Source organism: Sphingobacterium sp. WOUb80 (assembly GCF_050058145.1).
Lineage (GTDB): Bacteria > Bacteroidota > Bacteroidia > Sphingobacteriales > Sphingobacteriaceae > Sphingobacterium.
This window is the reverse complement of record NZ_CP165617.1, coordinates 2,716,276-2,743,203: the sequence shown is the minus strand read 5'-3', so window position 1 is coordinate 2,743,203 and position 26,928 is coordinate 2,716,276. Positions and strand designations below refer to the sequence as shown.

At 37.4% G+C, this 26,928-nt stretch carries 28 protein-coding genes and 1 tRNA gene; 20 read left to right on the top strand and 9 right to left on the bottom strand.

Features of this window, described 5'->3' with window-relative positions; genetic code table 11:
• The first annotated feature begins 371 nt into the window (after window positions 1-371).
• From AB1Z56_RS11625 to AB1Z56_RS11610, 4 genes are read left to right on the top strand one after another with little or no spacing between them, the layout of a single operon-like run.
• Window positions 372-1,223, top strand: coding sequence for an ATP-binding cassette domain-containing protein (locus AB1Z56_RS11625; RefSeq protein WP_293906726.1), 852 nt, complete (start codon window positions 372-374; stop codon window positions 1,221-1,223).
• Window positions 1,207-2,016 (top strand): hypothetical protein, encoded by an 810-nt coding sequence (locus tag AB1Z56_RS11620; protein ID WP_426792096.1) that lies wholly within the window; start codon window positions 1,207-1,209, stop codon window positions 2,014-2,016. The genes AB1Z56_RS11625 and AB1Z56_RS11620 overlap by 17 nt, the downstream gene beginning before the upstream one ends.
• A gap of 1 nt (window position 2,017) precedes the next feature.
• Window positions 2,018-2,401 (top strand): GntR family transcriptional regulator, encoded by a 384-nt coding sequence (locus tag AB1Z56_RS11615; RefSeq protein ID WP_309363346.1) that lies wholly within the window; start codon window positions 2,018-2,020, stop codon window positions 2,399-2,401.
• Window positions 2,398-3,243 (top strand): hypothetical protein, encoded by an 846-nt coding sequence (locus tag AB1Z56_RS11610; protein ID WP_309363347.1) that lies wholly within the window; start codon window positions 2,398-2,400, stop codon window positions 3,241-3,243. Before AB1Z56_RS11615 ends, AB1Z56_RS11610 begins: the two co-directional genes overlap by 4 nt.
• Window positions 3,244-3,332: 89 nt before the next feature.
• On the opposite strand, the gene AB1Z56_RS11605 is transcribed toward AB1Z56_RS11610, so the two are convergent.
• The 4 genes from AB1Z56_RS11605 to prmC all read right to left on the bottom strand — a co-directional run bounded on the left by AB1Z56_RS11605 (window position 3,333) and on the right by prmC (window position 6,011).
• Window positions 3,333-4,370, bottom strand: a complete 1,038-nt coding sequence (locus AB1Z56_RS11605; protein WP_313267100.1) for a LacI family DNA-binding transcriptional regulator — start codon at window positions 4,368-4,370, stop codon at window positions 3,333-3,335.
• A 244-nt stretch (window positions 4,371-4,614) separates the two neighbouring features.
• On the bottom strand, window positions 4,615-4,791 hold the full coding sequence (locus AB1Z56_RS11600; protein ID WP_313267098.1) for a hypothetical protein: 177 nt from the start codon (window positions 4,789-4,791) through the stop codon (window positions 4,615-4,617).
• A 168-nt stretch (window positions 4,792-4,959) separates the two neighbouring features.
• A tRNA-Lys gene (locus tag AB1Z56_RS11595) sits at window positions 4,960-5,032 on the bottom strand.
• A 115-nt stretch (window positions 5,033-5,147) separates the two neighbouring features.
• Window positions 5,148-6,011 carry a peptide chain release factor N(5)-glutamine methyltransferase gene (gene prmC, locus AB1Z56_RS11590; protein ID WP_313267096.1) on the bottom strand — a complete coding sequence of 288 codons (864 nt, stop codon included), beginning with the start codon at window positions 6,009-6,011 and terminating at the stop codon, window positions 5,148-5,150.
• A gap of 34 nt (window positions 6,012-6,045) precedes the next feature.
• Between prmC and ribD the strand changes: the two genes are divergently transcribed.
• Complete coding sequence (ribD, locus tag AB1Z56_RS11585) at window positions 6,046-7,092, top strand: bifunctional diaminohydroxyphosphoribosylaminopyrimidine deaminase/5-amino-6-(5-phosphoribosylamino)uracil reductase RibD (RefSeq protein WP_426792095.1); 1,047 nt, start codon at window positions 6,046-6,048, stop codon at window positions 7,090-7,092.
• Window positions 7,093-7,178: 86 nt separating this feature from the next.
• The gene (locus AB1Z56_RS11580; RefSeq protein WP_426792094.1) at window positions 7,179-8,462 is read left to right on the top strand and encodes a DUF2851 family protein; all 1,284 of its coding nucleotides are present in this window, start codon (window positions 7,179-7,181) and stop codon (window positions 8,460-8,462) included.
• Here AB1Z56_RS11580 and AB1Z56_RS11575 read toward each other — a convergent pair.
• A complete protein-coding gene (locus AB1Z56_RS11575; RefSeq protein ID WP_426792093.1) occupies window positions 8,459-9,109 on the bottom strand; it encodes an ankyrin repeat domain-containing protein in 651 nt (216 codons plus the stop codon). The genes AB1Z56_RS11580 and AB1Z56_RS11575 overlap by 4 nt on opposite strands.
• A gap of 349 nt (window positions 9,110-9,458) precedes the next feature.
• On the opposite strand from AB1Z56_RS11575, the gene AB1Z56_RS11570 reads away from it, so the two are divergent.
• From AB1Z56_RS11570 to AB1Z56_RS11535, 8 genes are all read left to right on the top strand, one after another.
• Window positions 9,459-10,028 carry a UbiX family flavin prenyltransferase gene (locus AB1Z56_RS11570; protein ID WP_309363491.1) on the top strand — a complete coding sequence of 190 codons (570 nt, stop codon included), beginning with the start codon at window positions 9,459-9,461 and terminating at the stop codon, window positions 10,026-10,028.
• 215 nt (window positions 10,029-10,243) lie between these two features.
• Window positions 10,244-11,512: a dihydroorotase gene (locus tag AB1Z56_RS11565; RefSeq protein WP_426792092.1), complete on the top strand. Its 1,269-nt coding sequence runs from the start codon at window positions 10,244-10,246 to the stop codon at window positions 11,510-11,512.
• 4 nt (window positions 11,513-11,516) lie between these two features.
• Entirely contained in the window at window positions 11,517-12,191 is a 675-nt protein-coding gene (locus AB1Z56_RS11560) for a hypothetical protein (protein ID WP_309363495.1), read from the top strand.
• Between the two features lie 4 nt (window positions 12,192-12,195).
• On the top strand, window positions 12,196-12,798 hold the full coding sequence (locus AB1Z56_RS11555; RefSeq protein WP_313267087.1) for a DUF4199 domain-containing protein: 603 nt from the start codon (window positions 12,196-12,198) through the stop codon (window positions 12,796-12,798).
• A 98-nt stretch (window positions 12,799-12,896) separates the two neighbouring features.
• Entirely contained in the window at window positions 12,897-13,847 is a 951-nt protein-coding gene (locus AB1Z56_RS11550; RefSeq protein ID WP_309364005.1) for a glycosyltransferase family 2 protein, read from the top strand.
• 6 nt (window positions 13,848-13,853) lie between these two features.
• The gene (locus AB1Z56_RS11545) at window positions 13,854-14,981 is read left to right on the top strand and encodes a glycosyltransferase (protein WP_313267085.1); all 1,128 of its coding nucleotides are present in this window, start codon (window positions 13,854-13,856) and stop codon (window positions 14,979-14,981) included.
• Window positions 14,982-15,336: 355 nt separating this feature from the next.
• Window positions 15,337-16,104, top strand: a complete 768-nt coding sequence (locus AB1Z56_RS11540; RefSeq protein ID WP_426792091.1) for an MBL fold metallo-hydrolase — start codon at window positions 15,337-15,339, stop codon at window positions 16,102-16,104.
• 79 nt (window positions 16,105-16,183) lie between these two features.
• On the top strand, window positions 16,184-16,339 hold the full coding sequence (locus AB1Z56_RS11535; protein WP_104382583.1) for a lmo0937 family membrane protein: 156 nt from the start codon (window positions 16,184-16,186) through the stop codon (window positions 16,337-16,339).
• A 6-nt stretch (window positions 16,340-16,345) separates the two neighbouring features.
• Here the strand turns inward: AB1Z56_RS11535 and AB1Z56_RS11530 are convergent, their stop codons facing one another.
• Together AB1Z56_RS11530 and queA are read right to left on the bottom strand one after the other, a co-directional pair.
• A complete protein-coding gene (locus tag AB1Z56_RS11530; protein WP_313267081.1) occupies window positions 16,346-17,029 on the bottom strand; it encodes a 2-C-methyl-D-erythritol 4-phosphate cytidylyltransferase in 684 nt (227 codons plus the stop codon).
• A gap of 85 nt (window positions 17,030-17,114) precedes the next feature.
• Window positions 17,115-18,164 (bottom strand): tRNA preQ1(34) S-adenosylmethionine ribosyltransferase-isomerase QueA, encoded by a 1,050-nt coding sequence (queA, locus tag AB1Z56_RS11525; RefSeq protein WP_046674451.1) that lies wholly within the window; start codon window positions 18,162-18,164, stop codon window positions 17,115-17,117.
• 184 nt (window positions 18,165-18,348) lie between these two features.
• Here queA and AB1Z56_RS11520 point away from each other — a divergent pair, with 184 nt between their 5' ends.
• From AB1Z56_RS11520 to AB1Z56_RS11510, 3 genes are all read left to right on the top strand, one after another.
• On the top strand, window positions 18,349-19,593 hold the full coding sequence (locus AB1Z56_RS11520; RefSeq protein WP_293906691.1) for an ABC transporter permease: 1,245 nt from the start codon (window positions 18,349-18,351) through the stop codon (window positions 19,591-19,593).
• An 81-nt stretch (window positions 19,594-19,674) separates the two neighbouring features.
• On the top strand, window positions 19,675-20,244 hold the full coding sequence (locus AB1Z56_RS11515; RefSeq protein ID WP_426792090.1) for a DUF2306 domain-containing protein: 570 nt from the start codon (window positions 19,675-19,677) through the stop codon (window positions 20,242-20,244).
• Window positions 20,241-21,155, top strand: a complete 915-nt coding sequence (locus AB1Z56_RS11510; RefSeq protein ID WP_309363512.1) for a YARHG domain-containing protein — start codon at window positions 20,241-20,243, stop codon at window positions 21,153-21,155. Before AB1Z56_RS11515 ends, AB1Z56_RS11510 begins: the two co-directional genes overlap by 4 nt.
• Before the next feature lie 98 nt (window positions 21,156-21,253).
• On the opposite strand, the gene hisD is transcribed toward AB1Z56_RS11510, so the two are convergent.
• Together hisD and hisG are read right to left on the bottom strand one after the other, a co-directional pair.
• Window positions 21,254-22,540: a histidinol dehydrogenase gene (gene hisD / locus AB1Z56_RS11505; protein ID WP_309363513.1), complete on the bottom strand. Its 1,287-nt coding sequence runs from the start codon at window positions 22,538-22,540 to the stop codon at window positions 21,254-21,256.
• A 21-nt stretch (window positions 22,541-22,561) separates the two neighbouring features.
• Window positions 22,562-23,413, bottom strand: coding sequence for an ATP phosphoribosyltransferase (hisG, locus tag AB1Z56_RS11500; RefSeq protein ID WP_309363515.1), 852 nt, complete (start codon window positions 23,411-23,413; stop codon window positions 22,562-22,564).
• Between the two features lie 395 nt (window positions 23,414-23,808).
• Between hisG and AB1Z56_RS11495 the strand changes: the two genes are divergently transcribed.
• The 3 genes from AB1Z56_RS11495 to AB1Z56_RS11485 all read left to right on the top strand — a co-directional run bounded on the left by AB1Z56_RS11495 (window position 23,809) and on the right by AB1Z56_RS11485 (window position 26,881).
• Window positions 23,809-24,399 (top strand): phosphatase PAP2 family protein, encoded by a 591-nt coding sequence (locus AB1Z56_RS11495; protein ID WP_309363517.1) that lies wholly within the window; start codon window positions 23,809-23,811, stop codon window positions 24,397-24,399.
• Window positions 24,400-24,424: 25 nt separating this feature from the next.
• Window positions 24,425-25,498 (top strand): Gfo/Idh/MocA family protein, encoded by a 1,074-nt coding sequence (locus AB1Z56_RS11490; protein WP_313267073.1) that lies wholly within the window; start codon window positions 24,425-24,427, stop codon window positions 25,496-25,498.
• A gap of 135 nt (window positions 25,499-25,633) precedes the next feature.
• The gene (locus tag AB1Z56_RS11485) at window positions 25,634-26,881 is read left to right on the top strand and encodes a hypothetical protein (RefSeq protein ID WP_426792089.1); all 1,248 of its coding nucleotides are present in this window, start codon (window positions 25,634-25,636) and stop codon (window positions 26,879-26,881) included.
• Window positions 26,882-26,928: the final 47 nt, after the last annotated feature.

The following is a 26,928-nucleotide window of genomic DNA, read 5'->3' as shown; positions in this document are numbered from 1 at the left end:
GAGGTCTCCTCTTCAATGCGTATTTACACTAGCTTGTAGAGCGGATATTTTCATCTAGCTTGGATAGCTTTAATTTATTTAGGTTTTTAAAAAATTAAATAGGATTTTAAAATGGATAACCAGTGCTGATCAAAGTCGCCCAATTTTTCATTATGAATTTCGTAATTTTTAGTAATAAATGTCTATTTGTCAGGTTTATATATTGTATTATATAAATTTAATGTTTAAATATTTTTAGATGAAATGCGGCCTTCCTTATAATCTCGAATTGTAATTTAATCAGATTGATAGGAGTATTTTTTTTTAAATATTTTTTGGAATTATATAAAATTCATTTCTATATTAGTGTATTAATTAAATAATACAGTAGTATGATTACTATCCAAAATCTAAATTTCAGCTATAGTAAATCGAAGCCGCTCTTTCTTCAGATGGATCTTGAATTGAAGCAGGGGCATATCTATGGTTTATTAGGGAAAAATGGCGCAGGTAAATCGACCTTGCTTAAAAATATTGCAGGTTTGGTATATCCTGTTTCTGGGCGGGTTAATGTGTTGGGGCACAATCCGAATCGAAGGGAGCCTTCGTTGTTAAAGGAGATTAGCTTTATTCCGGAAGAGTTTTATCTGCCAGCAGTTAAATCTGATCAGTTTCTGAAGGCAAATGCGGGTTTTTACCCGAACTTTGATCGGGAATATTTTGATCGTCTGATTGACGAGTTTGATGTTCCTATTGAGCAGAAGCTGGCAAACATGAGCTATGGACAGAAAAAGAAATATATTATTTCTTTTGGCTTAGCGTCTAACACAAAAGTGATTATTATGGATGAGCCGACAAACGGTTTGGATATTCCTTCTAAGGTTCAGTTCCGAAAGATTATGGCTTCTGCGATAACAGAAGATAAATGTGTGATTATTTCTACACACCAAGTGCGTGATCTTGATAACCTTATTGATGCTGTTATCTTGCTTGATGATCACAAGGTCGCACTTAATGCGCCTATGCACGTTATCACTGATCGTTTATGCTTTAAAAAGGTAAGGGAGCTGCCTTTAGATACACTCTATTCTGAAGAAGGTTTGGGTGGTTTTAATGTAATCCTCCCAAACTTAGTGGCGGAAGACTCGAAGCTTGATTTGGAGTTGTTGTTTAATGCCGTTTTAAAATGCAAGGAAAAAATTACGAACCTTATTAAACTTGATGAATATGTCAAACCTATTTAATTCTACACGTTTTTTTGGGCTGATTCGAAGACAATGGATTGGTTTTGGGCGCATTTATCTTATGGCAATAGGAATTATTGCAGGGGTAATTTTTGGTTTTTATGCTGTTAATTTTGGATCAAATTATGATGATATTAAAAAGAACACTATTTATTCGTTGCTAAACTTCAGGGCACCACTGTTTTGCATCTTAGGATTGTTTTTTGTGACAGTTATTTCCAGTAGTTATTTTGCAGATTTAGGTAAAAAGACCCGTGCAATTTTTGAATTGATGATTCCCGCTTCACAATTGGAGAAATTTTTGGTAAGTCTCTTTTATACAGTTGTGGTGAGTATTGGTTCTTACTTATTGGTTTTTTATCTGATTGATTTAGCGTTTGTTTCCTATTTGCGAAGTTTTGGTTCTGTGGTCATAAATGAGGTGCAACACTCAGGGGAAACGGCCAGTGTGGATCTTTGGCAGTACTTTTTCAAGGTGCGATATCCGGATCCAGCTTATTATTTCTGTTTTGTGCCGATTCTTCTGAATGCTATATTTTTACTAGGAGGAATTGTCTATCAAAACTATCAATATGTAAAGACAGCTATTTTCCTTGTGCTTTATTGTGTTGTCTGGATGTGTCTTTTTGTTTACTTGATGAAAACGCAAACCCAGAATACCGTAGGTACTATGGATAATAATTATTGGTCTGATTCAAATCACATTTTTGCATTGATTGGCGCCGTTGGCGTATTGCTTGCTATAATATTTTGGGGTATTGCTTTTTTAAGGCTAAAAGAAAAGGAGATTTAATATGGAATTTAATGCAAATAAAGCCATTTACCTTCAGATCGCTGAGTATGTATGTGACCACATTTTATTAGCAACCTGGAAAGTGGATGAAAAACTTCCATCGGTGAGGGAATTGGCGGTACAGATGGAGGTTAATCCCAACACGGTGATGCGGACTTATGATATGCTGCAGCAGAAAGAAATTATAGCAAATAAACGTGGTATTGGTTTTTTTCTGACGCAGGATTCTGTAAAAAATGTGAAGTCATATAGAAAAGCGATTTTTCTGGAAGAAGATCTTCCACTATTTTTTCGTAATATTTATCTATTGGGAATTGGTCTCGATGAGTTAGAACAACGTTATAAACGGTTCGTTAGTCAGAATTTTAATCAAAATGAATTATGAAATTAAGTACAAAAATTATAATGGGATTAGCAATAGGCTTGTTCGCGGTTCCGATGCTTGTAGCGTCTTACCTTGTTAGCATAAATCGCGTTGATGCAAAAAAATATAATGCTGATGTGGAGCAGGAGGTGTCTAGGCCAGATGCTAAGGATGTTTATTTTCGGTCATTTCCGTTGGCGGCGTTTGACAAGCTTTATATAATTGGAAAGAATGCAAATGGTGTAGGCTTGTATTGGGTGAAAAGCGATAAGTCTATGGTTAAAGTTAATAAAAGTCAGGCTGATTACGTGAAAACGAGTGTGGATCAGTCCGGGAATCTTACATTAGATTTTTTACCTGGAGGACAGGGATTTTATAAGTCAATTTATATTTTTTCACCTGATCTTAAAGTTTTAAAATTAAAAAACGTAGGAATTAATGAGTTGTCTGCTAAGCTGAACGAGCTGACTGTTGTTGGTGATAGTGTTGGTGCGTTTTCCCTAGCCGAGAAATCCACTATAAATACGTTAAACCTGAATTTGACCAATTCTACTATTGATGATCTTGGTGGTACGGATAGTAAGGGCAGTTCTTTAATTAATCGTTTGTTTGTCAACACGACAAATAGCGTTTTAGGTTTGCCGCGTACTAATTATCAAAGTGCGGATATCGTTGCTAATAATTCAGAAGTATATTTTAATAGAAAAGGTCCTAGTGCCAAAGCTGATTTTCTGAATATCAAAACAGAGGGAAGTTCAAATGTTCGTTTAGATAGTTTGCAATGGGGAGCTTTGAATGGAAGTTTATCTAATGATACCAAAATAGATCTGCCTGTCCATGCATTGCGATCCTTAATTAAATAAGGTGTTAATGATGGATGCTGCGGTAGATTGTAAAGTGGGTATTCTTTTAAAAGGTCAAAATTCCATTAGGGAATTTTGATCTTTTCTTTTTAAAGGGATAATGTGGATTTTCGGTGTTCGATGCTGCAGTCTAAAAAATACGTTTCGAATTCGAAATAATTCTTTTTGTTTCTTTTCTTTAACATCTGTAAAAGGAGTTCTACAGATTTTTCTGCCATAAGATGCGTAGGTTGAGTAATTGTTGTCAGCGAGGGGTTGAGGCTGTTTGCAAAAGGGGTATTACTAAAACCGATTAAGTTCATGTCTTCAGGAATTTTCACCTTCAATTTATTTAATATGTGTAATACCTTGAGCGATAAAGTATCTGTTGTTGAGAGGAGCGCATTCGGTGCTGCTACACTATTTAATAGTAGGCTGATTTTGCTTTCCAGTTCATCATCGATGTCGTCCTTAGGGCTGGAATAGGATATTTCTATTATATTTTCTTCTTTGAAAGGTAGCGAGGAATTGAAGAGTGCATCTTTATATCCTTTTATTCGGCTTACATTTCCACCGATGTCTTTGCATAGTAAAAGAATGATGTTCTCTCGTTTGTTTTTGATCATTTCTTCCGTTGCTTGATAGATAACTTTGCTGTTTTGGATCCCGATTTTGAATGTATCGAGTTGATGATTTATTCGGTCAAAAATAATAACTGGGCAGATCTGTTCCATAATATAGAACAAGAGCGATAAGCTTGAATCATTTTTCACCGGAGAAATGATTATTCCTTCAATATTGCTTTGTATACATAGCTCTAGGGCTTCTTTTTCTTTTTTCTCATCATTAAAAGTTTGCAATAGGATCAGTTTATAGTTTGTCTGTGCTAGAATGAGGGATATATCTTCATAGAAATCAAAGAAAAAAGAGCTTGAAATAAATGGAACAATGATTGCCAATGTATTTGAGCGGCCTGTCTTTAGGCTTTTTGCTGAAAAATTTGGTATATAATTAATTTTCTCCGTAAAATCTAAAATGAGCTTTTTTGTTTCTGCGCTTATTTCATGGCTATCGTTTAATGCTTTGGAAATGGTTCCGGGAGATAGGTTTAATTGTTGGCCAATCTCTTTTAACGTAAATCTCTTCATATGCTCGATCCTCTTTCATTAATTGCAAATGTTCTAGCGTCAATACGATGGTCAAATAGAGCTAGAATTATTTTTTGAATTACCGGTTGCCCTTTAAATTAGTTTGGCCGTAGATTCTTGAAATTATAAAGATAAGATAAAAAACATGTTTTCAAATGAAGAACAAGAAAACATAGATGGGTGTTATTGTTGTGTGTGTTTAGGTAAAAAGGTGTTGAGGAGATCATTAAAAGAGTAATTGTCATTATTTGGTGCCGCCAAAAAGTTTACTGATAAGCCAAATAAGGAGGGCGACTACAACAACGACGATGAGAATTCCTGTCCAAACGCCCGCTTTGAATATTCCTTCTATAACGGAGCAACCTGTCAGCAGGAAGAAAGAGCTTGACATCAATAAATATGCTAATTTCTTTTTCATCATTTGTTTTAATCTGCGGTTATAGAATAGAGACAATTGAAAATGAAAATAGTTTTGAGGAAATAGAGGGGTATTAGTTTCTTTGTGGGGGATCGAGCCTGGTTGGCACCTCTTTTGAACCCTGGCATTCTTAAGCAATAAAAGCTAATCTTACGATTAGCTTTTATTTTGTGATCCCGCTGGGATTCGAACCCAGGACCCATACATTAAAAGTGTATTGCTCTACCAGCTGAGCTACGGAATCCTTTCTGTTTTTGAAAGTGATGCAAAGGTAGAATTTCTTTTAATATATGCCAAATTATTACGGGTAAATTTTGCTGAAAAAGCCTTAACTGCTTAGTAAATAAAAGGATTATTTTTTATTGAGCTTTTTTCTTTGCATGAATTATTCGATCTGCACCATTGATGTCTTTTATAAGTTTGACTTGCTCAAATCCCTTTTTGTTTATGAGCTCTTCCATTTCTGCACCAAGGTATTGATTGATTTCAAAGTAAAGATCCCCTTTCGGCGCTAGATGTTTCAATGCGAAAGATGAAATAACGTCATAAAAAATCAGCGGAGCGCTTTCTTCAATGAATAATGCAAGTTCAGGTTCATAAGCCAATACATTTTGGCTCATATATTGTTTTTCTCCAGGGGTAATATAAGGAGGATTGGATACGATGATGTCATATTGTTGATCAGAAAAAATATAATCCCATTCGAATATATCTGCATTGATAAATTGAATTGAGGTCTTAAAATTCTTAGCGTTTTCCTGTGCGGTTTTTATAGCTTCCTTTGAGATATCTACTGTTGTGACTAATGCATCGTTTAGATGCTTTGACAGGGTAATCGGAATGCAGCCCGAGCCAGTTCCTATATCTATGATTTTTAAATTTGGAGAAGATTTGTGGTTTCTAATAATCAGATCAACAAGTTCTTCAGTTTCTTGCCGGGGAATTAGGACCGATTCATTGACTTGGAAAACTTCGCCATAAAAATCCGCTTTATTGAAGATATATTGTATAGGTCTATGCTTTTTTAAATCCTGAAGGATCCTACCTATGTCCGCACTATCCGTTTCGCTTACGCTATCTGTTTTCCTAAACTGATAACTGGCTCTAGTTAATCCAAATGTTTCGGCAATAACTACGAAGAATATTGCTTTTATTTCATCGTTATCGTATAACGTCTGGAGCTCATGTTGAAATAATAATTCGAAATCTTGAAGTATTTTCATGTGTCAAAGGTACGATTTTCATAGATTTGTATCTATGGATATGCACAGGCAATATATGCATCGTTGTTTGGAACTTGCTCAAATGGGTGCGGGTTCCGTGAGTCCCAACCCAATGGTCGGGGCGGTGATAGTATTTGACGGTAAAATTATCGGTGAAGGATATACCTCTCCCTATGGTGGACCGCATGCAGAGGTTAACGCTGTGCAGCAGGTTATACAAAGGTATGGTGAAGACGCAAAGAAGGTTCTTGGGGAAAGTACTTTTTATGTTAGCCTTGAGCCCTGCGCACATTTCGGAAAGACACCGCCATGCGCCAATATGATTGCAGACTTAAAACCCTCGAAAGTTTATGTAGCGTGTTTGGACCCTTTTGCAAAGGTCAATGGCAAAGGAGTGGAAATATTACGGGCAGCGGGTATTGAAGTTGAAATTGGCTTGCTGGAAAATGAGGCGGTATGGCTCAATCGTCGTTTCTTTACGCGTATTGGTCAATTTCGCCCTTATGTTATTTTGAAATGGGCTCAGTCTAAGGATGGTTTTATTGGTCAGGAAAATAAACAGATCTGGTTAAGTAATGCTGCTAGCCAGCAGCTAGTTCACCGTTGGAGAGCGGAGGAAGATGCTATCTTGGTCGGTACAAAAACGGCAGTGGTCGATAATCCAAGTCTGACTGTAAGACATTGGCAGGGTAAAAATCCATTACGGATTCTTTTAGATAGAGATCTGGCTATTCCGCTTGATGCCAATATTCTCAATGGACAAGCTGATACGATTGTGTTTAATGCTAAAAAGACAGAATGGAAGGAAAACGTAAAGTACATTGAGCTCGAGAATTATGGTCTGTATTTGCCGCAGAATATTCTTTATCAACTTTATTTAATGGATGTTCAGTCAATAATCATAGAAGGGGGGCGTGCAACCTTACAAATGTTTATCGATGCGGGGCTGTGGGATGAGGCAAGAGTTTTTGAATCTGAAATCAAGCTATTTAATGGGATTATGGCTCCGCGATTCAGTGGGCAAATTATCGAAAGTAAATTGGTTTCCAATGATCTTTTAAAGATCTATAAGAAAGAATAAAGATCTATAAGAAAGAATAATGATTAAATTGTATATTTAGGCAATTATAAGCCATAGCCGGTTAGTTTAATTCTTAAATTACAATTATGTTAGTTACAGAAAACTTAATGCAGTTTATCTGGAAACTTCGGCTATTCCGTACAAATGGATTGAGTTCTGCTGATGGAGAATCCTTGGTCGTTGTTCATGTGGGACAATATAATACAGATTCCGGTCCCGATTTTTTAATGTCTCATATTAGGTGTGAAGGTAGTGACTGGTTTGGTCACGTGGAGATGCATATTCGATCATCTGATTGGGATCGGCACTGTCACCAGCAAGATGATGCTTATAATAACGTCATCCTGCATGTCGTCTGGAAGAATGATAGAGTGATCTACCGAAGCGATGGAACGGCTATACCGACAGTTGTGCTTTCAGAATATGTAGATCAGCTTTTATTGGAGAGATATTCAAATATGATGAGTACAAAAAGCTGGATCCCTTGTAGATTTCAGCTTGGCTCTATTGATGATTTAAAGAAATCAATGTGGCTGAATACTTTGTCGATTGAGCGCCTGGAAATGAAAGTTCAGCAGATCATGGTTATTTTAAAACAATTTGATGCGGATTGGGAAAAAACTTTTTGGGTATGGATGTGCAGGTGTATGGGATTAAAAGTTAATGCCGATACATTTCAGGAGCTTGGAGAGAAATTGCCTTTGAGTATTCTCCAAAAATATCGTTCAAATCTGTTTAAAATAGAAGCTCTTTTTTTTGGAATCAGCGGTTTGCTAAAGCAACAGAAAGATAGTAAGTATGTTAAGCAATTAATCGACGAGTTTAAGTACCAAAAACATATTCACGATTTGGAATCTGTATCTGGTATTTGGAAAAAGTTAAGAATGAGGCCTTATAATTTTCCTGAGCGGCGGATTGCCCAATTAGCAGTTTTGTTCTGTAAGAATGAGCTGGGTGTCTCTAAGATTTTAGCTGTTGACAATTTGGCGGTAGCTAGAAAATTGTTCAAGATAGATTCGTTAAGCGATTATTGGGTGTCGCATTTTTCATTCGGTACAAAAGCGGGGGAGAAAAAATCGGTACGGTTGGGTAAAGATGCGGTTGATATCTTGGTGATCAACGTTATTGTCGTATTTCTTTTTTCATATGGTAAATATTTTGGTATTGAAACTTATGTAGATAAAGCTTTGGAGCTTTTGGAGGAGATGCCTGCAGAAAAAAATGTTGTTGTGCGGCAGTTTGCTCAATGTGAGTGGCATGTTCAAAGTGCATTGCAAAGCCAAGGGATTTTGCAGTTAAAGAGATTCTATTGTGATAGGAAACGTTGTCTTTATTGCAGAATCGGATCTGAAATTTTGAAAAAAAACTAGTTCTTTAAAATCTCGGCAATTTCTCTATGACCTTTTTCGTAAGCGAGATCAATTGGAGATAATCCTGAAATATTGATGACTCTGGTATCAGCTCCATTCTCTAATAAGGCGACAATAAAATCGATGTTACCATGCTGAGCTGCAAAGTGAAGTGGAGTTTCGCCAGTAGCTTGAATGGCGTTGACATTTGCGTTGGCCTCGATAAGGAGCTTTCCAATCTCTTCATTGTTGTTTGACGCGGCAATATGTAGCGCTGTCGTAAGTTGTTCGTTTTTGGTTACTGCGTTTGGGTTGACTTTTTTTGATAACAAAAGACGAACAATGTCTACTTTGTTAAAATAGACAGCGATTGTCAATGGTGTAAAACCCTGTGATGACCACTCGTTAACAACGGCCGGAGCTTGTTGAATAATAGCTTCGAGATATGAGGTTAATCCGGCGGCACAGGCTTCGTGGATAGTCATGGATTTGGTGTGCTGTAGAAGTATCCGTATAATTTGCGGTTTATTGTAATAGCAAGCTAATAATAATGGGGAAATTCCATGACTTGTTGTTTCTTGTAAAAGTTCGGGGTTTCCAATCAATAATAGGTCAATGTCGTGGCTTTTGCCTTCTTCAATATATTGTTCTAAAACGGAAAGATTCATGTCTTCATTAATTGTCTAACTGTCGTACTAAAATAGACTTTATTCATGAGAATAAATGTTCGATTGAAGAAATTATTTGTATTTCATTTTGTCATAGATTGAATTGAAAAACGAGATGAAAGGTGATTTTGAAGGAGGGATGGGTAAGTAAAAGCTCGAAAAAGGTTGTTTTTTGGGTGTTTTATATACACAAATGTGTAGTAATGCATATAATGTTTTTGTAAATTAAAAACTAGATGTACTTTTGTTAAGCCCCTCCCAAGGGCATGTTTTTCATAGGTAGATGTAGGGTCGGGTGTTTCTCACTACGACCCTTTTTTTATAGCTTTGTTTTTATATTTTAAAAAAGATGTCGAAGAGAAAAATTGTTGTTGCCATTACTGGAGCTAGCGGCTCGATCTACGCTAAGGTTTTACTTAAAAAGCTATTGGCATTAAGAACACAAATTGCAGAGGTTGGGATAGTGATGTCAAATAATGCAATGGATGTATGGCGCGCGGAGTTAGGTGATGAGAGTTATCAGGACGTACCTTTCAAGTTTTATGATAAAGGTGATTTTTTTGCTCCTTTTGCTTCAGGATCGGCACGTTATGATACGATGATTGTTTGCCCATGTTCTATGGGGACATTATCACGAATAGCGCAGGGAATTTCTTCCGATTTGACAACACGTGCGGCTGACGTCATGCTAAAGGAACGGCGACGATTGATTTTGGTTACTCGTGAGACGCCTTTGAGTATTATTCATATTCAAAATATGAAACTGGTTACGGAGGCTGGTGGGATCATTTGTCCTGCATCGCCTTCATTCTATAGTTTGCCAAAGACGTTGGAGGATGTAGCGGAAACTGTGGTCGACCGTATACTGAGCCTTGCAGGGTTTGAATTTAAACATTATCAGTGGGGAGAAAATACCTAGTTATTGATCGTTGAAATCTATTTTTAATGTTCTTTAATAAATTTGTATTTTGTAACTTTGTTTCTCGAAATGAAGCAATCACAAGCATCACGCGAAAAAGTTATTTGTAGCTATATGATTTATAGTGATAAAGCCGCTGTCTGTTTGTCCATACTGCGAACGCTACATGCTTCGATAAACAATTTGTATCCTATTAATTTCAATCACATTCATATATGAAAAGCTTATTGATTACTTCTGTTAAAGTAATTTTACCTGGTAACGAATTTCATCAGCAGCAAGTTGATGTATTGATCGAAAAGGGAAAGGTTGCACAGATTGGAAAAACTGTCAAAGTAGCTGATAAAAACATTGAGACCATTGATGGTGCTGGAAAGATTTTAGCGCCTGGTTTTTTTGACTTACATGCCAATTTTGGAGAGCCCGGACTAGAAACTAAAGAAGACATCCAAACTGGAACCGCTGCAGCTGCGGCGGGAGGGTTTACTGGAGTAGCAGTGATGCCAAATACTGAACCCGCTATTCAAAGTCGTTCCGAGGTTGCACTTATTGTCAATACGGCAAAAGGAAATATTGTTGATGTCCATCCGATTGGAGCGATCAGCAAAAAGAGAGAAGGAAAGGAATTGGCCGAGTTGTTCGATATGAAGCAGACAGGTGCCGTTGCCTTTAGTGATGGAAATAGAAGTGTACAACAGGCAGGATTAATGAGTAGAGCATTGTTATATGCGAAAGGATTTGATGGATTAATTTTTTCACATGCTGAAGATGAATCTATGGCTGGTGGAAATAAAATGAATGAAGGCGCGATGAGTACTTATTTGGGAATGAAGGGTATTCCCAATCTTGCCGAATCGCTGATGGTTTCTCGTGACCTCTACTTGGCAGAATATACTGGGGCTCCTATTCATTTTGCGTCTATTAGTACGCCGGAAGCTGTTGATCTGATAAAAAAAGCTAAAGCAAAAGGTCTTCCTGTGACATGTGATGTTGCTGCCCATCAATTGGTTTTTACTGATGAAGATATTGTCGGTTTTGATAGTAATTATAAAGTGAGTCCACCTTTACGAACCAAAGGGGATGCAAAAGTTTTACTTAAAGCTATTAAGGATGGTATCATTGATGCTATTGTTTCTCAACATACGCCGCAGGAAATAGAGTTTAAGAATGTTGAATTCCATATTGCAAAAAATGGCGTTATCGGATTGCAAACAGTGTTACCCTTATTGATTCGTGCTGGACTTAACGAAGAGCAAATTGTAAATAGCCTGTCAATTAGACCTAGACAAATTCTGGGACTTGAAGTTCCTCGTTTTGAAGAGGGGGCTACAGCTAATCTTGTCGTATTCGACCTGAAGAAATCTTGGAATTTCGATGAAAAAACGAATAAATCAAAATCAAAAAATTCACCACTATTCGGACAGAAGTTAATTGGCGTTGTCGAATTGGTCATCAATAATAATCAAATCATAAAAAACGATTAAAACCATGGAAGCAAATATTAAAGCAGCCGTTGAGGCAGGTATATTAAATTATGGCAAGGTTGATGGAATCTCGACAGCCCCGGAGTTTCTTGAAAAGATTATTGGCGTATTCAATACGGAAGCAAGTTATTTAGAGAAATTAGAACTGTTGGATCAATCTTTTGATGATTATCCACTTTTTGATGAGTTACGTGAGATTTATGTAGATCTTTTACTAATGAACTTTTTCTCCAATGATGTTTTAAAGCTTGAAGATGACTATTTGGATTCCGAGGAATGGGAAGCTATAGAAGATGAGACCATTGATAGAGGAACCGAATTGTTGAATATTTTTCTTTATTTAGGAGAGTGCAAGGATGATGAGATTGAACCTGAATTGGATGATTTCTTAAAAGAATTTTTGCTGGTTGATGAAGATGAATTTCAAGATGAGCATGAGATTTATGAAGATATCATTGCCAATCAAATTGTCGTAGATAGCCCATATGCTGAAATTGCAAAAGTAGGTAAAGGACTCAATCCAAGAAGTGAAGTTTATGAACTTTTCTATCCGATGATGAGTTTCTTTAGTGAGTTGAAACCTACTGAAAAACAGTTTGAAGAATATGCGGAAGCGTCGAACAATAAAGCCTTTGACATCGCCCTTTATCAAATAATTAGTACCTACTATAACAAATAACTTTATGGCAGATTCAATCAATCAAAGTAACATAGGATTTGATGCGGTAATTGATAAGAAGAAAAGTATTATCTATGGTGTCATCTTAGGAATAATTTCTTTTGTTCTCGGATTAGTTGTCTTGTTTGTTGTCAAAGACTTGAATTCTTTCTGGGGAGTAATGTCGATGTCATTTGTTGTTAACACTGGTCTTTTCGTTGTTATTTCAGCGTTGTTTGCTTTCTCTCTTAGGAAAGCAAATGGTGGATATTGGAATTTTTCCATCGCATTGAAATCGATATTTATGATGCTTGCTATTTCCACCATTATTTCCACCATTGGAACACAACTATATGTCAATTTCATTAATCCAACCTTGCAAGAAAAGGTAGTGACACATACGATTAATGTTACCATTGAGTATATGGAAAAAAACAACGTGCCAGATGAAGTGATTGATTCAAAAATTGCAGAACTTGAAAAACAAGTTGATTCTATCGGAAAGATAACCTTAGGACAGGTGCTCAAAGGATTGGCCATCACATTGATGTTTCAATTTGTTTTTGCATTGTTATTATCCGCCTTGACAAAACGGGAAAAATTAGCGATTAGACAAGATGCCAATTAGTGGTTAACAAAATAAAATTGTTCCTACAAGGTATTACTGAAAAAGTAATACCTTTGTTGGTATTATAATACTATACTTTTAGCATGATTAACATTCACATGGATATTTCTGTTGTTGTTCCTTTATTTAATGAAGAAGAATCCTTACCCGAATTGACAGCTTGGATCGACCGTGTTATGGCGGCCAATCATTTTTCCTACGAAATTATTTTAGTTGATGATGGAAGTAGAGATAATTCCTGGAAGGTTATTGAAGAGTTGAAGTTAAAAAATAGTAATATCTCTGCGATTAAATTCCGACGTAATTATGGGAAATCTGCTGCTTTGAATGTAGGTTTTGCTGCTGCACAGGGCGATGTGGTTATTACAATGGATGCGGATCTACAGGATAGTCCTGATGAGATTCCTGAATTGTATGATCGAATCATAAATAAAGGGGCTGACTTGGTATCCGGTTGGAAGCAAAAACGTTATGATCCATTGACCAAAACAATCCCAACCAAATTATTCAATGGAGTGACCAGGTCGATGTCTGGAATTCATAATCTGCATGATTTTAATTGTGGTCTTAAAGCCTATAAAAAGGATGTTGTTAAGAACATTGAGGTTTATGGTGAAATGCATCGTTATATACCCGTTATCGCAAAATGGGCTGGATTTACAAATATACAGGAGCAGATTGTACAGCATTACCCACGCAAATACGGCACAACCAAATTTGGTCCCGGTCGCTTTGTAAAAGGCTTCTTGGATTTATTGTCCATATTTTTTGTTGGTAAGTTCTCGAAAAGACCGATGCACTTTTTTGGTGTTATGGGCGTGATTAGTTTTCTTGCGGGTTTATTTATCTCCATTTATCTGATTTGCCACAAGCTTATGAGTATAGCCAGCGGTACTCCCTTCAGAGATATAACAGATCAGCCTTTATTTTTCTTTGCGCTGACAGCGATTATTTTGGGAACACAATTATTTCTGACAGGTTTCTTGGCAGAATTAGTCTCTAGAAGCAGTTCCGATCGGAATGATTATCAAATTGAGAAAGTCATCTAAATAATTATGCGAATTGTGATTTTAGGATCCGCCTATCCATTGAGGGGAGGGGGGATAGCGTCTTTTAATGAACGATTGGCATCCCATTTTCAGGAGTTAGGCCATGAAGTAGACATCTATTCCTTTAGTCTACAGTATCCCAATTTCCTTTTTCCCGGAAAGTCACAGTATTCCGATGAACCAGCACCAGTTGGTCTTCGTATCAAGACAAAGGTCAATTCGATTAATCCATTTAATTGGTTAAGTGTTGGCAAGGAGCTAAAAAGGGCAAATTACGATTTGCTTATTGTGAGATTTTGGATGCCATTTTTTGGACCTTGTCTGGGGACAATCCAACGACAAGTCCGAAAAAATAAGCATACTAAAATCGTCTGCATTGCTGACAATATTATTCCACATGAACAGCGCATAGGGGATAAGCAGTTGATTCGTTATTTTTTGAAATCCGTTGATGCTTGCCTCACAATGAGTAAAAGTGTACTAAAGGACTTGAAGACCTTAAGTCCTAAAATGCCAGCTGTATATACGCCGCATCCACTCTACGATAACTATGGTGCGCATCAAAGTAAAAAGGAAGCACGTCGATTACTTAAGATTGCCGAAGAGGATAAAGTGGTATTGTTTTTTGGTTTTATTCGTCCGTATAAAGGTTTGGATATTCTGCTGGAAGCATTGGCTGATTTCAGAATTCGTAACCTTGGTGTGAAATTGTTGCTCGCAGGTGAATTTTATGGTGACCCAGCGCCATATTTAGATCTTATAAAAAAGTATAAACTAGAGGAATTTATTTTTATGCATACTGATTTTATTCCAAATCAGGAGGTGGGACGTTATTTTTCAGCCGCAGATTGTGTTGTCCTTCCCTATCGCAGTGCTACTCAGAGTGGAATTACTCAGGTTGCCTATCATTTTGATCTTCCAATGATCGTCAGCAATGTCGGTGGATTGCCTGAATTGGTTCACAATGAGTATGTTGGATATGTAGTAGAACCAAATGCTCATCAAATTGCTGATGGAATTTTCTCATTTTATCATTATGATAAAGAGGAACAGTTTAGAACAAATATTATTGACGAAAAAAAGAAATATAGCTGGGATACTTTTGGTAGTGAAATTCTTAAACTGGCCCATTAACTGACAGCGTTGATTTTATTTGTATTTAAAATCAAATTTATCTAAGTTTGGGATACTGAGGTAGAAATTTAAAAGAAGGAGAGATTTTGTTGCCGTTTACACAAAGCAGTTTAACGAAGATAGAAGAGTTTTTTAAGGAGCAAGGTTATAAGGTGAGGTACGAGAAGGGTTCGTTTCGTACAGGTGCTTGTATGTTACAGACGACAAAAGTTGTAGTGGTCAATAAGTTTTCGAATCTTGAAATAAAAATCCAATCATTGTGGAATATATTACTGGATATTGAAATTGACTCGGAGGCTATTTCTGAAAAACTTCTCCCATTATATGAAGAGGTATTGAAATCAAAAATTGTAGCTTGAGAATTACATTTTTAGGAACGGGAACATCACAAGGGGTACCTGTAATAGCGTGCCAATGTCAGGTCTGTCAATCTAATGATGAACGCGATAAGAGGTTGCGTTCTTCTATTCTTATTGAATACAATCAACATACATTGGTTGTGGATACCGGTCCTGATTTTCGGTATCAGATGCTGCGTGAGAAAGTTATGCATTTGGATGCTGTCTTAATGACGCACTCACACAAAGATCATATTGCTGGTTTAGACGATGTAAGAGCATTTAATTATCAGCAGCACAGTTCAATTTCTATTTATGGTACTGAGGCACTTCATGAAGCGCTAAGACGTGAATTTTATTATGCCTTTACAGAGGTTAAATACCCTGGAGCTCCGAGATTGGATTTGGAGGTGATTAAGCCCGGGGTGCCATTGCCTTTATTTGGAAAGGAAATCATGCCTATTGAGGTTCTCCACTATAAAATGCCAGTCTTGGGTTTTAGGATCGGAGATTTCGCCTATATTACTGATGCTAAATTCATCTCCGATGAATCCAGAAAATTGTTGGAAGGAGTAAAGGTTCTTGTGGTAAATGCTTTACAAAAGGAATCCCATATTTCACATTTAACTTTGGAAGAGGCCATTGAATTTGCCTATGATATTCAAGCCGATAAAACCTATTTTACACATATAGGGCATCGAATGGGACTGCATGAAGCTGTTTCCAGAGAATTGCCCGAAAATATGTTTCTAGCTTACGATAGATTACAGCTTGAAATTAGCTAATCCATTTAAAATAAAACTATAGTTCTTTTTTCGTTGTTATACCTATAAAAAATAGATTTAGGTATTAAATTATAAAGAAATGGGAAATTTACTGTATATCATCGCCGTTATTTTAGTTATCATTTGGGCGATAAGTTTTTTTGGAGGTTATGCGGCTGGCAATAATATCATCCACATTCTTTTGGTGATTGCAATTATCGTAGTATTACTACGTGTTATTCGTGGCAATGCTTAAATTCACTTAAAGTAGTTTTAAATAAAATTGGGCAATTTGTAAGTCTTGTGGATAGGTGATTTTTATATTCTTGGAATCACCTTCAACAATATAGATACGTTTGCCCATTTTTTCTACGACTGAAGCATCATCTGTAAAAAGTGGATCCTCATCTTGTTGATAGGACTTTAGCAACAATTCCCCATGAAAGACTTGTGGCGTTTGTATCATCCAGGTCTGGTTTCTATCTACGGCTTTATTTGTTGACATGTCACCCATGCGAATAGATTCTATACTTTTTTGTGCCAGCACTATCGCTTGATGCTCGTAAGCTCCTTGAAAAGCTTTTCTAATTAAATCGTCTGAGACAATCGGACGAGCCCCGTCGTGTACCGCAATATAATCTTTAGGACCAATATCAAAATTTTGCTGAATGTAATCTATTCCGTTCCTTACACTTTCGAAGCGGGTTTGTCCGCCAAAAGCGATATGTATAGGGCGATCAAACTGATACTTCAAACACAGTTCGGTCCAAAAACTTTCCATTGGCTCGCTGATGACCAAAATAACTTCCGAAATAGTTTCTGATTGGCAAAAGCGATTAATTGTATGCATAACGATCGGCAGCCCATTCAAATTAAGGAACTGCTTTGGAAGGTCGCTCTTCATTCTGTTTCCGGTTCCTGCAGCAACGATTATGACAAAGTTCATGGTTTTATTGAAAGGTTTTTATTTAAAAAAAACGTGGATAGTTTATGAGGCCATCCACGTTTTCTGTTTTTGTTATATCAGATAACTAGATAATTAACATGGCATCGCCATAGCTATAGAATCTGTATTTTTCTTTAACAGCCACTTCGTATGCATTCATGACATTTTCGTATCCAGCGAAAGCAGCAATCATCACCAACAGCGTAGATTCCGGCGTATGGAAATTTGTAATCATGGAGTTTGCAATACTGAAATCGTAAGGAGGATAAATGAACTTACTGGTCCAGTCAGATGCCGCTTTTAAGTGATGATCTGCAGAAACAGAAGATTCTATTGCACGCATAGAAGTCGTTCCTACAGCACACACACGACGTTTATTGTCGATTGCTCTATTAACAACACGCGCAGCTTCATCAGTGATAATAAATTGCTCGGAATCCATTTTATGTTTGGTCAAATCTTCGACTTCAACGGTACGGAAAGTTCCAAGACCAACGTGAAGAGTAACCTCTGCAAAATCAACCCCTTTTAGTTCCAGACGTTTCATTAACTCTCTTGAGAAGTGAAGTCCAGCTGTAGGAGCGGCAACAGCACCTTCATTTTTTGCGTAGATCGTTTGGTAACGGAATTTATCTTCCGGTGTAGCTTTACGTTTGATGTATTTAGGAAGCGGAGTTTCACCTAAGATTTCAATATTGCGGCGGAATTCTTCATCCGTACCATCAAATAAAAATCTAATTGTACGGCCACGGGAAGTCGTATTGTCAACTACTTCGGCAACCAATAAGTCATCATCGCCGAAATATAATTTGTTGCCTACACGGATTTTACGCGCAGGGTCTACCAACACATCCCAAAGACGAAGTTCATTGTTTAATTCACGCAACAAGAAAACTTCAATCGTAGCTCCAGTTTTTTCTTTATTACCGTAAAGGCGGGCTGGAAAAACTTTAGTATTGTTTAAGATCATGACATCTTTGTCATCGAAATAATCCAATACATCTTTGAAAATTTTGTGTTCAATTTTACCAGTATCTCTATGTAGGACCATCAAGCGCGATTCGTCACGATTTTCAGAAGGTTCAGAAGCAAGTAATGATTCTGGTAAGTTGAATTTAAACTGAGATAACTTCATCTTTAATAATATATATATTAATATCTGCCTTTCAGCGCATTACAGTGCGCCAAATACCAGGCTGCAAAAAGCATACAAAGTTATAATTTTTTCGGGTATAGAAAGGGCATATTTCTAATTTATACATATATTTTTGTTGATTTTGACATTAAATCAAAACTATATTGTATTTTAGGATACAATTATGCTATTTTTTAGATTAATACTGGAGAGTTGTCAATTTGCTTTTTCGGCATTAAAGGACAATCGTACACGGACTTTGCTTTCATTGCTGGGTGTAACCATCGGTATTTTTACGATCATAGGTGTATTTTCAGCCGTAGATACGTTACGGAATAATATCGAAGAATCTGTTAAAAAGATTGGTAGTAAAACGCTCTACATCGAAAAATGGCCATGGGATGGAGGTCCCAATTTTCCTTGGTGGAAATACTTGAATAGACCTGAACCTACGTATAACAATTATTTGGACTTAAAAAGCCGGATGACGACTGCAGAGTATATGGCCTATATGATCAATATTGGCAATACGACGATAAAATATAAAAATAATTCGGCCCAAGGTTCGTCGGTCAATGCGGCGACCTATGAAAATCTTTACATTCAAAATTTGAATATTGTCGATGGTCGTTACTTTGCTGAAAGCGAGTCTAGGGGGGGAGCTCTTGTGACTGTATTAGGAGCGAATATTGCAGAAGGGCTTTTTCCTAATGAGGAGCCAGTTGGCAAATATATTAATATGTTAGGACGAAAAATCCAGGTCATTGGTGTATTAAAGAAAGAAGGAAATGGTGTATTGATCAATACTTCTCCTGATGATACGGCCTTTATTCCGTTTGAACTGGCTCGGAATTTGGTCAACTATGATAATTTCTCACCGAGTATAGCGATGGTTATTAAATCGAACTACACGCTTGGCGAGGCTGAGAGCGAAGCGAAGACACTCATGCGTTCCATCCGTCGGATATCCCCGCAACGGGAAGAGAATTTTTCCATCAATCAGACAACTATGATTACGGGTGCTTTGGATCAGCTTTTTGGCATTATTAATCTTGCAGGTTTTTCAATTGGTATTTTTTCGATTTTAGTTGGGGGCTTCGGTATTGCGAATATCATGTTTGTAAGTGTCAAAGAGCGTACGCATATCATCGGAATTCAAAAAGCATTAGGCGCTAAAAATTTCTTTATTCTTTCACAGTTCTTAGTGGAGTCTATCGTACTTTGTTTGTTGGGTGGGGGGATAGGTCTCATCGTCGTCTATTTTTTGGCATTTCTAGTGCAAGCTGCTACCGGTGTGGCGATTGTTGTTAGTTTAAAAATGGTGATACTTACCGTTTCGCTTTCTACATTTATTGGCCTGATCTCAGGAATTGTCCCTGCTTTAATGGCTTCTCGGTTGGATCCCGTAGAAGCTATCCGGAGTAAATAAAAAGGAGATATGTTTAAAAAAGCTCAATTTTCGATATTACATGGATTTTGGCTTTTAATTTTTGCCTATAGCTGTTTGCTTATGGTGGAAATTACACTTCGTTACCGTGGCTTCGATCTCGATGCCAATTTTTTGATGATCAAGCAAACTGAAATTAAAGAGCTCTGGTGGTATCGTTACGTTTTTTATATTCATGTCTGCACAGCTATCTTTGCTTTGCCTGCCGGCTTTACCCAGTTTAGTACCTATCTATTGAATACATATCCACGTGTTCATCGAGCTATCGGCTATTTGTATGTATTGATAGTTTTAATTTTTGCTGCGCCTTCGGGCTTATTTATTGGCTCTGTTGCAAATGGTGGTTTAATATCCATTATTGCATTTGAATTATTGGGGCTCGGATGGTTCTATTTTACATGGCGAGCAGTTCGTTTGGCAGGTCAGCGAAAATTTAATAAACACCGTGATTTTATGATCCGCAGTTTTGCATTAACCTGTTCGGCATTGACTCTGCGATTTTGGAAGGTCGCTTTGGTATACTTGTTTCAGCCCAATCCAATGGATGTCTATCAAATTATTGCCTGGTTGGGATGGATACCTAATTTGTTGCTGGCAGAATTTATTATTTATCAAAAAAATCATAAATTATGAAGAAAAACCTTTGTTTAATGTTATTGCTTGGAGCAGTCCTAGGTTGTAAGGATGGGAAAAGCAAAAAAAATGAAGTCGCCGAAGCGAAAGATAGTACTGTTGTCGAACGTGAGGCACATCAGGAACTTTACGGCAATTGGGTCGGCGAATTTGTTGTGGATGAAAGTACCCTTGAAGAAGGAGAGGAGTTACCCACAACAGATTATTCTCCGAAGATAAATTTGACCATAAAAAAAATTACCGATAAGGGCAATATATTTGGACAGAATGTTGTCAAGGGAAATCTGCGTTCCTTTGTGGGAAAGCTGGAGGAAAACGGTGCTGATGTACGGCTATTATTGGATGAACCTGGAGATAAAAAGTCCGATGGACGTTTTGAAATTAAACTTAATCACGATACCTTAATCGGCAATTGGACCGCATACGACCAGGGAGTAAAAATCAAAAAGCGCAGCTTTAAATTGTTAAAAAAACAGTTCGCCTATAATCCAAATCTGATGCTAAAAAATCAGGATGGAGAAGACGGAACTTTGGTCGACTGGATTAATGAAAAAAGAAAGGAGGAGACCGACGTTGACGGGGATTCAACTTATACATACATTATACAGTACTATAGATCTGCGTCTCCCGCAGTCTTTACGGTAAATGCATCTAAGCAAAAGTTGACGGAGAAAGATCTGAAAAACCTCAAGAAATTAGATTTGGAGATTATTCGGAATACTATTTTTGCCCGACATGGCTATGCATTTACTAAACCCAGCATTCGTCAGTTTTTTGAGCCTGTAGATTGGTATGTACCTATTTCCAAAGATGTCAATGCGGACTTAAGTCAATTGGAAAAAGATAATATAGCTTTGCTTACGCGATTTGAAAAATATGCAACGGATAATTATGATACCTTCGGGAGATAATGTAGTCAATATTAGTAATGAATATTCGAAAGATCAATTTCACAAAAAAAGCTTTACATCGTAAAGCTTTTTTTGTGATTTCAAGAGTTCATCCTATATCATTTCTTCCGAATGGAAATAGCATTTTTATGCGCTTGCAGGCCTTCAAGTTCAGCGAGTATTTCAACTACTGACCCGATTTGTTGAAGTCCACTTTCGTTGATATGCTGAAATGTAATCTTTTTTACAAAAGAATCCACAGATACACCTGAGTAGGAGCGTGCATATCCTGATGTAGGCAGTGTATGGTTTGTGCCAGAGGCATAATCCCCTGCACTTTCAGGTGTCAAGTGTCCCAAGAACACCGAACCCGCATTACTGATATAACGTGTTAGGGACTCCCATTGGTCCGTCTCCAAAATAAGGTGTTCTGGCGCATAATCATTTGAAAACTGTATGGCATCCTGAAGATTCTCAACAGTTATTGCATAGGAATTTTCAATAGCTTTTGCAGCAAGTTCCTTACGAGGTAAAACCGCTAATTGGGCCACAAGTTCTTTGTTGACGGCATCAACTATGGTCATGGAAGTTGCAACCAAGACAGCTTGGCTGTCAGCTCCATGCTCGGCTTGTGCCAAAAGATCAGCTGCGACGAACGCTGGGGTAGCTGACTCATCAGCCACGACCAGTACTTCGGATGGTCCTGCAGGCATGTCAATACTGACATTTGCTAGGCCCTGCACAATTGATTTTGCTTTAGTGACAAACTGATTACCTGGACCGAATATCTTATCAACTTTTGGTATAGTCTCCGTTCCGAAGCCCATAGCAGCAACGGCCTGAGCGCCTCCAACGAGGTATATTCTGTTTATCTTAAGCAATTTTAAACAAAAAGCGACAAAACCATTGATTTTTCCATTGGATTGCGGTGGCGAACAAACGACGATTTCTTTGCATCCAGCTATTCTTGCCGGAACACCTAGCATTAAAAGTGTACTCGGTAAGACCGCAGACCCTCCAGGGATATATAGCCCCACCTTTTCAATTGGACGAACCTCCCGCCAGCATTTTACACCGGGCATGGTTTCGACAGTACGCTCTCTTTTTAATTGTGTACTATGGAATTTATGGATATTTTGAAACGCAATCTCCAGTGCTCTTTGTTGATCACGACCTATGGTAGACGCTAGCACGTCGATATCTTCCTCGTCTAAATATAACCTGTCAAGTTCAACTTTATCAAATTTGGCTGCATATTCGCGTAAGGCGATATCTCCCTGTTGACGTACTTGTTGAATAATTTCTTGGACAACCTCTTGTATTGCATTGTTCGGATCTGTATTCCTAGCGACCAGTTGCTGGATTTCAGTTTTTCCTAACGTTTTGTAATTATATTTTTTTAACATGGTTGTATAAGTGCATCAAGTTTAAAGAATGATTTTTTCAATTGGCATCACAACGATACCTTGGGCACCTTCAGCTTTTAATTTATTGATCTTATCCCAAAAGTCATCTTCGGTGATAACAGTGTGTACAGCTACCCAGCCTTCTTCCGCCAATGGAACAACCGTAGGGCTCTTAACACCGTGCAATAAAGAAGTAATGGCTGGCAAATTCTTCTTTTCGACATTTAATACGACATATTTGGTTTCTTTTGCTAAAAGAACCGATTCAATACGTTGTACTAATTCCGTTAAAACTTCATTGCCTTCTAATCCTTTTCTTCCGACTAATATGGCTTCTGAATTTTTAACATCAGCAAAAGGCTTCAAACCATTACTTTTTAGCGTTCCACCGGTCGATACGATATCACAGATTGCATCACTAAGACCCAAACCGGGAGAAATTTCAACTGAGCCAGATATCAAACGGATGTCTGCATTGATCTTATACTCGTCTAGAAAATTCTTTAGGATATTTGGATAAGAGGTTGCGATTGCTTTGCCGTTAAGGTCTTTAATGTCCTGGATGGTGCTATCTTTGGGAATAGCTAGTTTCAACGTACATTTTCCAAAACCAAGCCGTTTGATGTACTCTACTTTGGATTCTGTTTCATCGATGATATTTTCACCGACAATACCTAAGTCAGCGATTCCCTGTTCTACATAGCCTGGAATGTCATCGTCTCTAAGAAACAATATTTCCAAAGGGAAATTTCCTACCGTGGTGATTAATGAACTTTTATAATTCTCAAAGTCTAAACCACAATTTTTCAGTAATTGAACAGATTTTTCGTTTAACCTACCCGATTTTTGGATAGCAATTTTAAGATTTTTCAACGCTTTATAAATGTTAGCAGTAAATTATTAATAATAAGAAATCAAACAAGAGGGAAGGTATTCTACGTAAGAACACATTAAATTAACATATCGCCACAATGGCGATGGTGCAAATGAAAATGATGTACGTAGGTATAGACCATGTTTGTATTAATAACTGATAGCAAATGTATAGTAAATTAATGGGAAATGCAAGATGCTCATTTTAAAAAAATCACAGCATATATTTCAACTCGCGTAAATTTCCTTATTTTTAGGGAGTCGGAACGACTTTGAAGAAAGGATGCCCAAATTTGTTTGATGTTGCTGTCGTTATGGGCCAAGCGATTGTGACCGATTGAAATTGTATAAATACTTATGCTGGGGGATTATAAACGAGTAAATAGATTAATTTAATGAGATTATTAGTTTTTATTGTTATCGGTTGGATTGGTTTTCTACAGAATCATGTTTTAGGACAGGAAAAACCAGCTTCTACATTGGATATTCGAATATTGGAGTCTATTGCAGAAACAAGGACAGAACCACAAACACAAACCTTTAAGGTACTTTCTGATATCAATAATTATGTTCAGATAGCTGTCCCCGTTGGCTTATTGGTTGCCGGTGCAGTGAACGATGATAAGACAATGCGCCAGAATGCGCTGTATGTTGCGAGTAGTACTGCTGTTACCGCTTTAGTTAATGTTGGTCTAAAACATTTATTTAAAAGGAGCAGGCCCTTTAAAAAATATCCGAATTTTATATCGATTCGTACAGCAGGTGGATATTCGTTTCCTTCTGGTCATACTTCTTCTGCTTTTGCCACTGCTTCTGCGCTATCGCGTGCGTATTCGAAATGGTATGTAGTCGCGCCATCGCTTTTATGGGCAAGTAGTGTGGGATATTCTAGAATGTATTTGGGTGTACATTTTCCTTCTGATGTGCTTGCCGGAGCCGTGCTCGGTGCAGGTTCGTCTTTTGCGCTAGATGGGCTAAAGAAATAAGATTAAATTAAATAAAAAATAATTAATGCGACAGGTTATCAGAATATTAGTTGTAGGTTGTGGAAATATGGGAGCCTCCCATGCAAAAGCATATCATGATCTAGACGGGTTTGAAATCGTAGGCTTAGTGGCTCGAGGTGAGAGTAAAAGTAAACTGAATAGCGAGTTAGGAAATATATATAAACTTTTCGACTCCTATGAAGATGCACTTGCCGAAACGAAACCAGATGCTGTTTGTATAGCGACATACCCAGACACACATAAAGACTATGCTATAAAAGCCTTTCAATCGGGCGCCCATGTTTTTATGGAAAAGCCGTTGGCTGAGGATGTGACTTCTGCACAGGATGTTGTTGATGCGGCCGTGAAATATGATAGAAAATTAGTTGTTGGCTATATTTTGCGGTACCATCCTTCCTGGATTAAATTTATAGAACTTTCCAAAACGATGGGAAAGCCACTTGTCATGCGTATGAATCTTAATCAACAGAGTCATGGTTATATGTGGAATGTACATAAAAATCTGATGTCTAGCTTAAGTCCCATCGTCGATTGTGGGGTGCATTATATTGATGTGATGTGCCAAATGGTCGGAGCCAAGCCATTGTATGTATCCGCAATAGGTGCACGATTAACCGATGAGATTCCTGCTTGGAATTATAATTATGGACAGTTGCAATTACATTTTGAGGACGGTTCTGTTGGTTGGTATGAAGCGGGTTGGGGGCCGATGGTCAGTCAGAATGCTTTTTTTGTCAAGGATGTTTTTGGGCCTAAGGGTGCGGTTTCCATTGTAGCGAATAAAGCAAGTGATGAAGGTCAATCGGATTCGGTCGCATCGCATACCAAAACAGAAAGCCTTCGGGTGCATTATGCTGATTTAAATTCGAATAATGAATTTATAAAGGTCGATGAATGGATCAACTTGTCTGACGAGCCCGATCATCAGGAGCTATGTAATCGGGAGCAGTTATTCTTTTTACAGGCGATTTTAGATGATTTGGATCTTTCAGCTTCGATGGAAGATGCTATTAATAGTCTGCGAATAGCTTTAGCATGTGACGAAGCGGTGAAAACTAGGCAGATGATAAAGTTGTAATTCTTTTCGCGTGGCGGACTCTTTTTCGCGTTTTATAAAAATAGGAATGGGAAAAAGCAAATAAATAAAAAAATAGCGTAAAAGATAGGCTTTTTGGTCTGCCTTTTGTTATTTAGCTACATATTTCTCACTCTTATGAATAATTTACTCAAGGTTGCATTATTATTTGGATTGTCAATTTCTACGGCCTATGCGCAAGATAAGCAATGGCAGATGGAGTTGGTCTTTAAAGGTGAAGTTTCGCCTGAAAAATTTGAAAGTGAAGTTCCAGAATTTGCAAAAGAGTTTTATGAGCCATTCTTGAAAGGAAAAATGGCTTATCGAAATGTGGAGGTTTTGACTGACGCAGATTATTCGTCTACCATAGTGAATCAAAAAGCACACGCCATTTTAAATCGAAAGCTGGCAAAGACATATTCGTATTCGGTCGGAGATGATGTTGTTACTGCTGAAGCGTATAGTCCCTCATATAAGATTGTCAGTACCAAGCTGGAGCAGTCTGAAGGACCTTACGTGCAGTTGCAAGATATGGGAGAGATCGAGTCGATTGCTGGTATTACCTGTAAGAAAGCAAAGTTATTGATAAAAAATCAGACTGATTCAGCAATAGCAACAGTTTGGTATTCGGAAGCAATGCCGACTTATTACTTGACTGCATTTTCGTTTATAAATGATTTGCCTGGTGGTGTGCTCAAATTGTCTTTAGGTGAAAACAATGAACTCGGTTTTGAAACAACAAAAGTGGTCAACGTATCTTCTATGGGAGATTTTCAACTACCTAAAAATGTAAAGGTAATCGATATCTCAGGAGGGGGAAGCAATAGCGAAGGAGAAGATGTGAGTTTATTTGAGGACACTTTTCCGTTGGACAAATCATTAAGATGGACAATGGTCAAAGATAAAGATACCAATGATGAATATTATGGTATCAAGAACATGGCCGGAGAAGAAGTCCTGTCCTGTTCCCTTTTCTCGTTAGCCTACTTTAATGAGCAAACTGCTATTGTTTCAGATAAAGATAATTATTTTTGGTTGCTGGACAAGAAGGGTGAAAAGATAAATAAAGATGGATTTGACTGGCTTACACCTGCGAATCAAAAACTGGCTATTTTTCAGAAAGATGGTAATTTTGGACTGGTTACACAGGAAGGGAAAGTGCTGCTTGATAAAAAAGAAAACATCAGTAAATTTTTAGACAGTTATTTGATGTTCTCCGAAAATGGTAAGGTTGGATTGTTGGACGAGAACGGCAAGATTTTGTTAAAGGCGAACTTACTATTTCTAGATGCTGATAACGCTGGAAATGTTTTGGTTCGAGAGAAAGATGGTGAAGAAACGAAAACGCTCGCTCTGGACACTTTTCTAAAGACCTATGTAAAATGATTTAAAGTATATTATATAGATTTATTGCTTATCAAAAAAAATGCCTT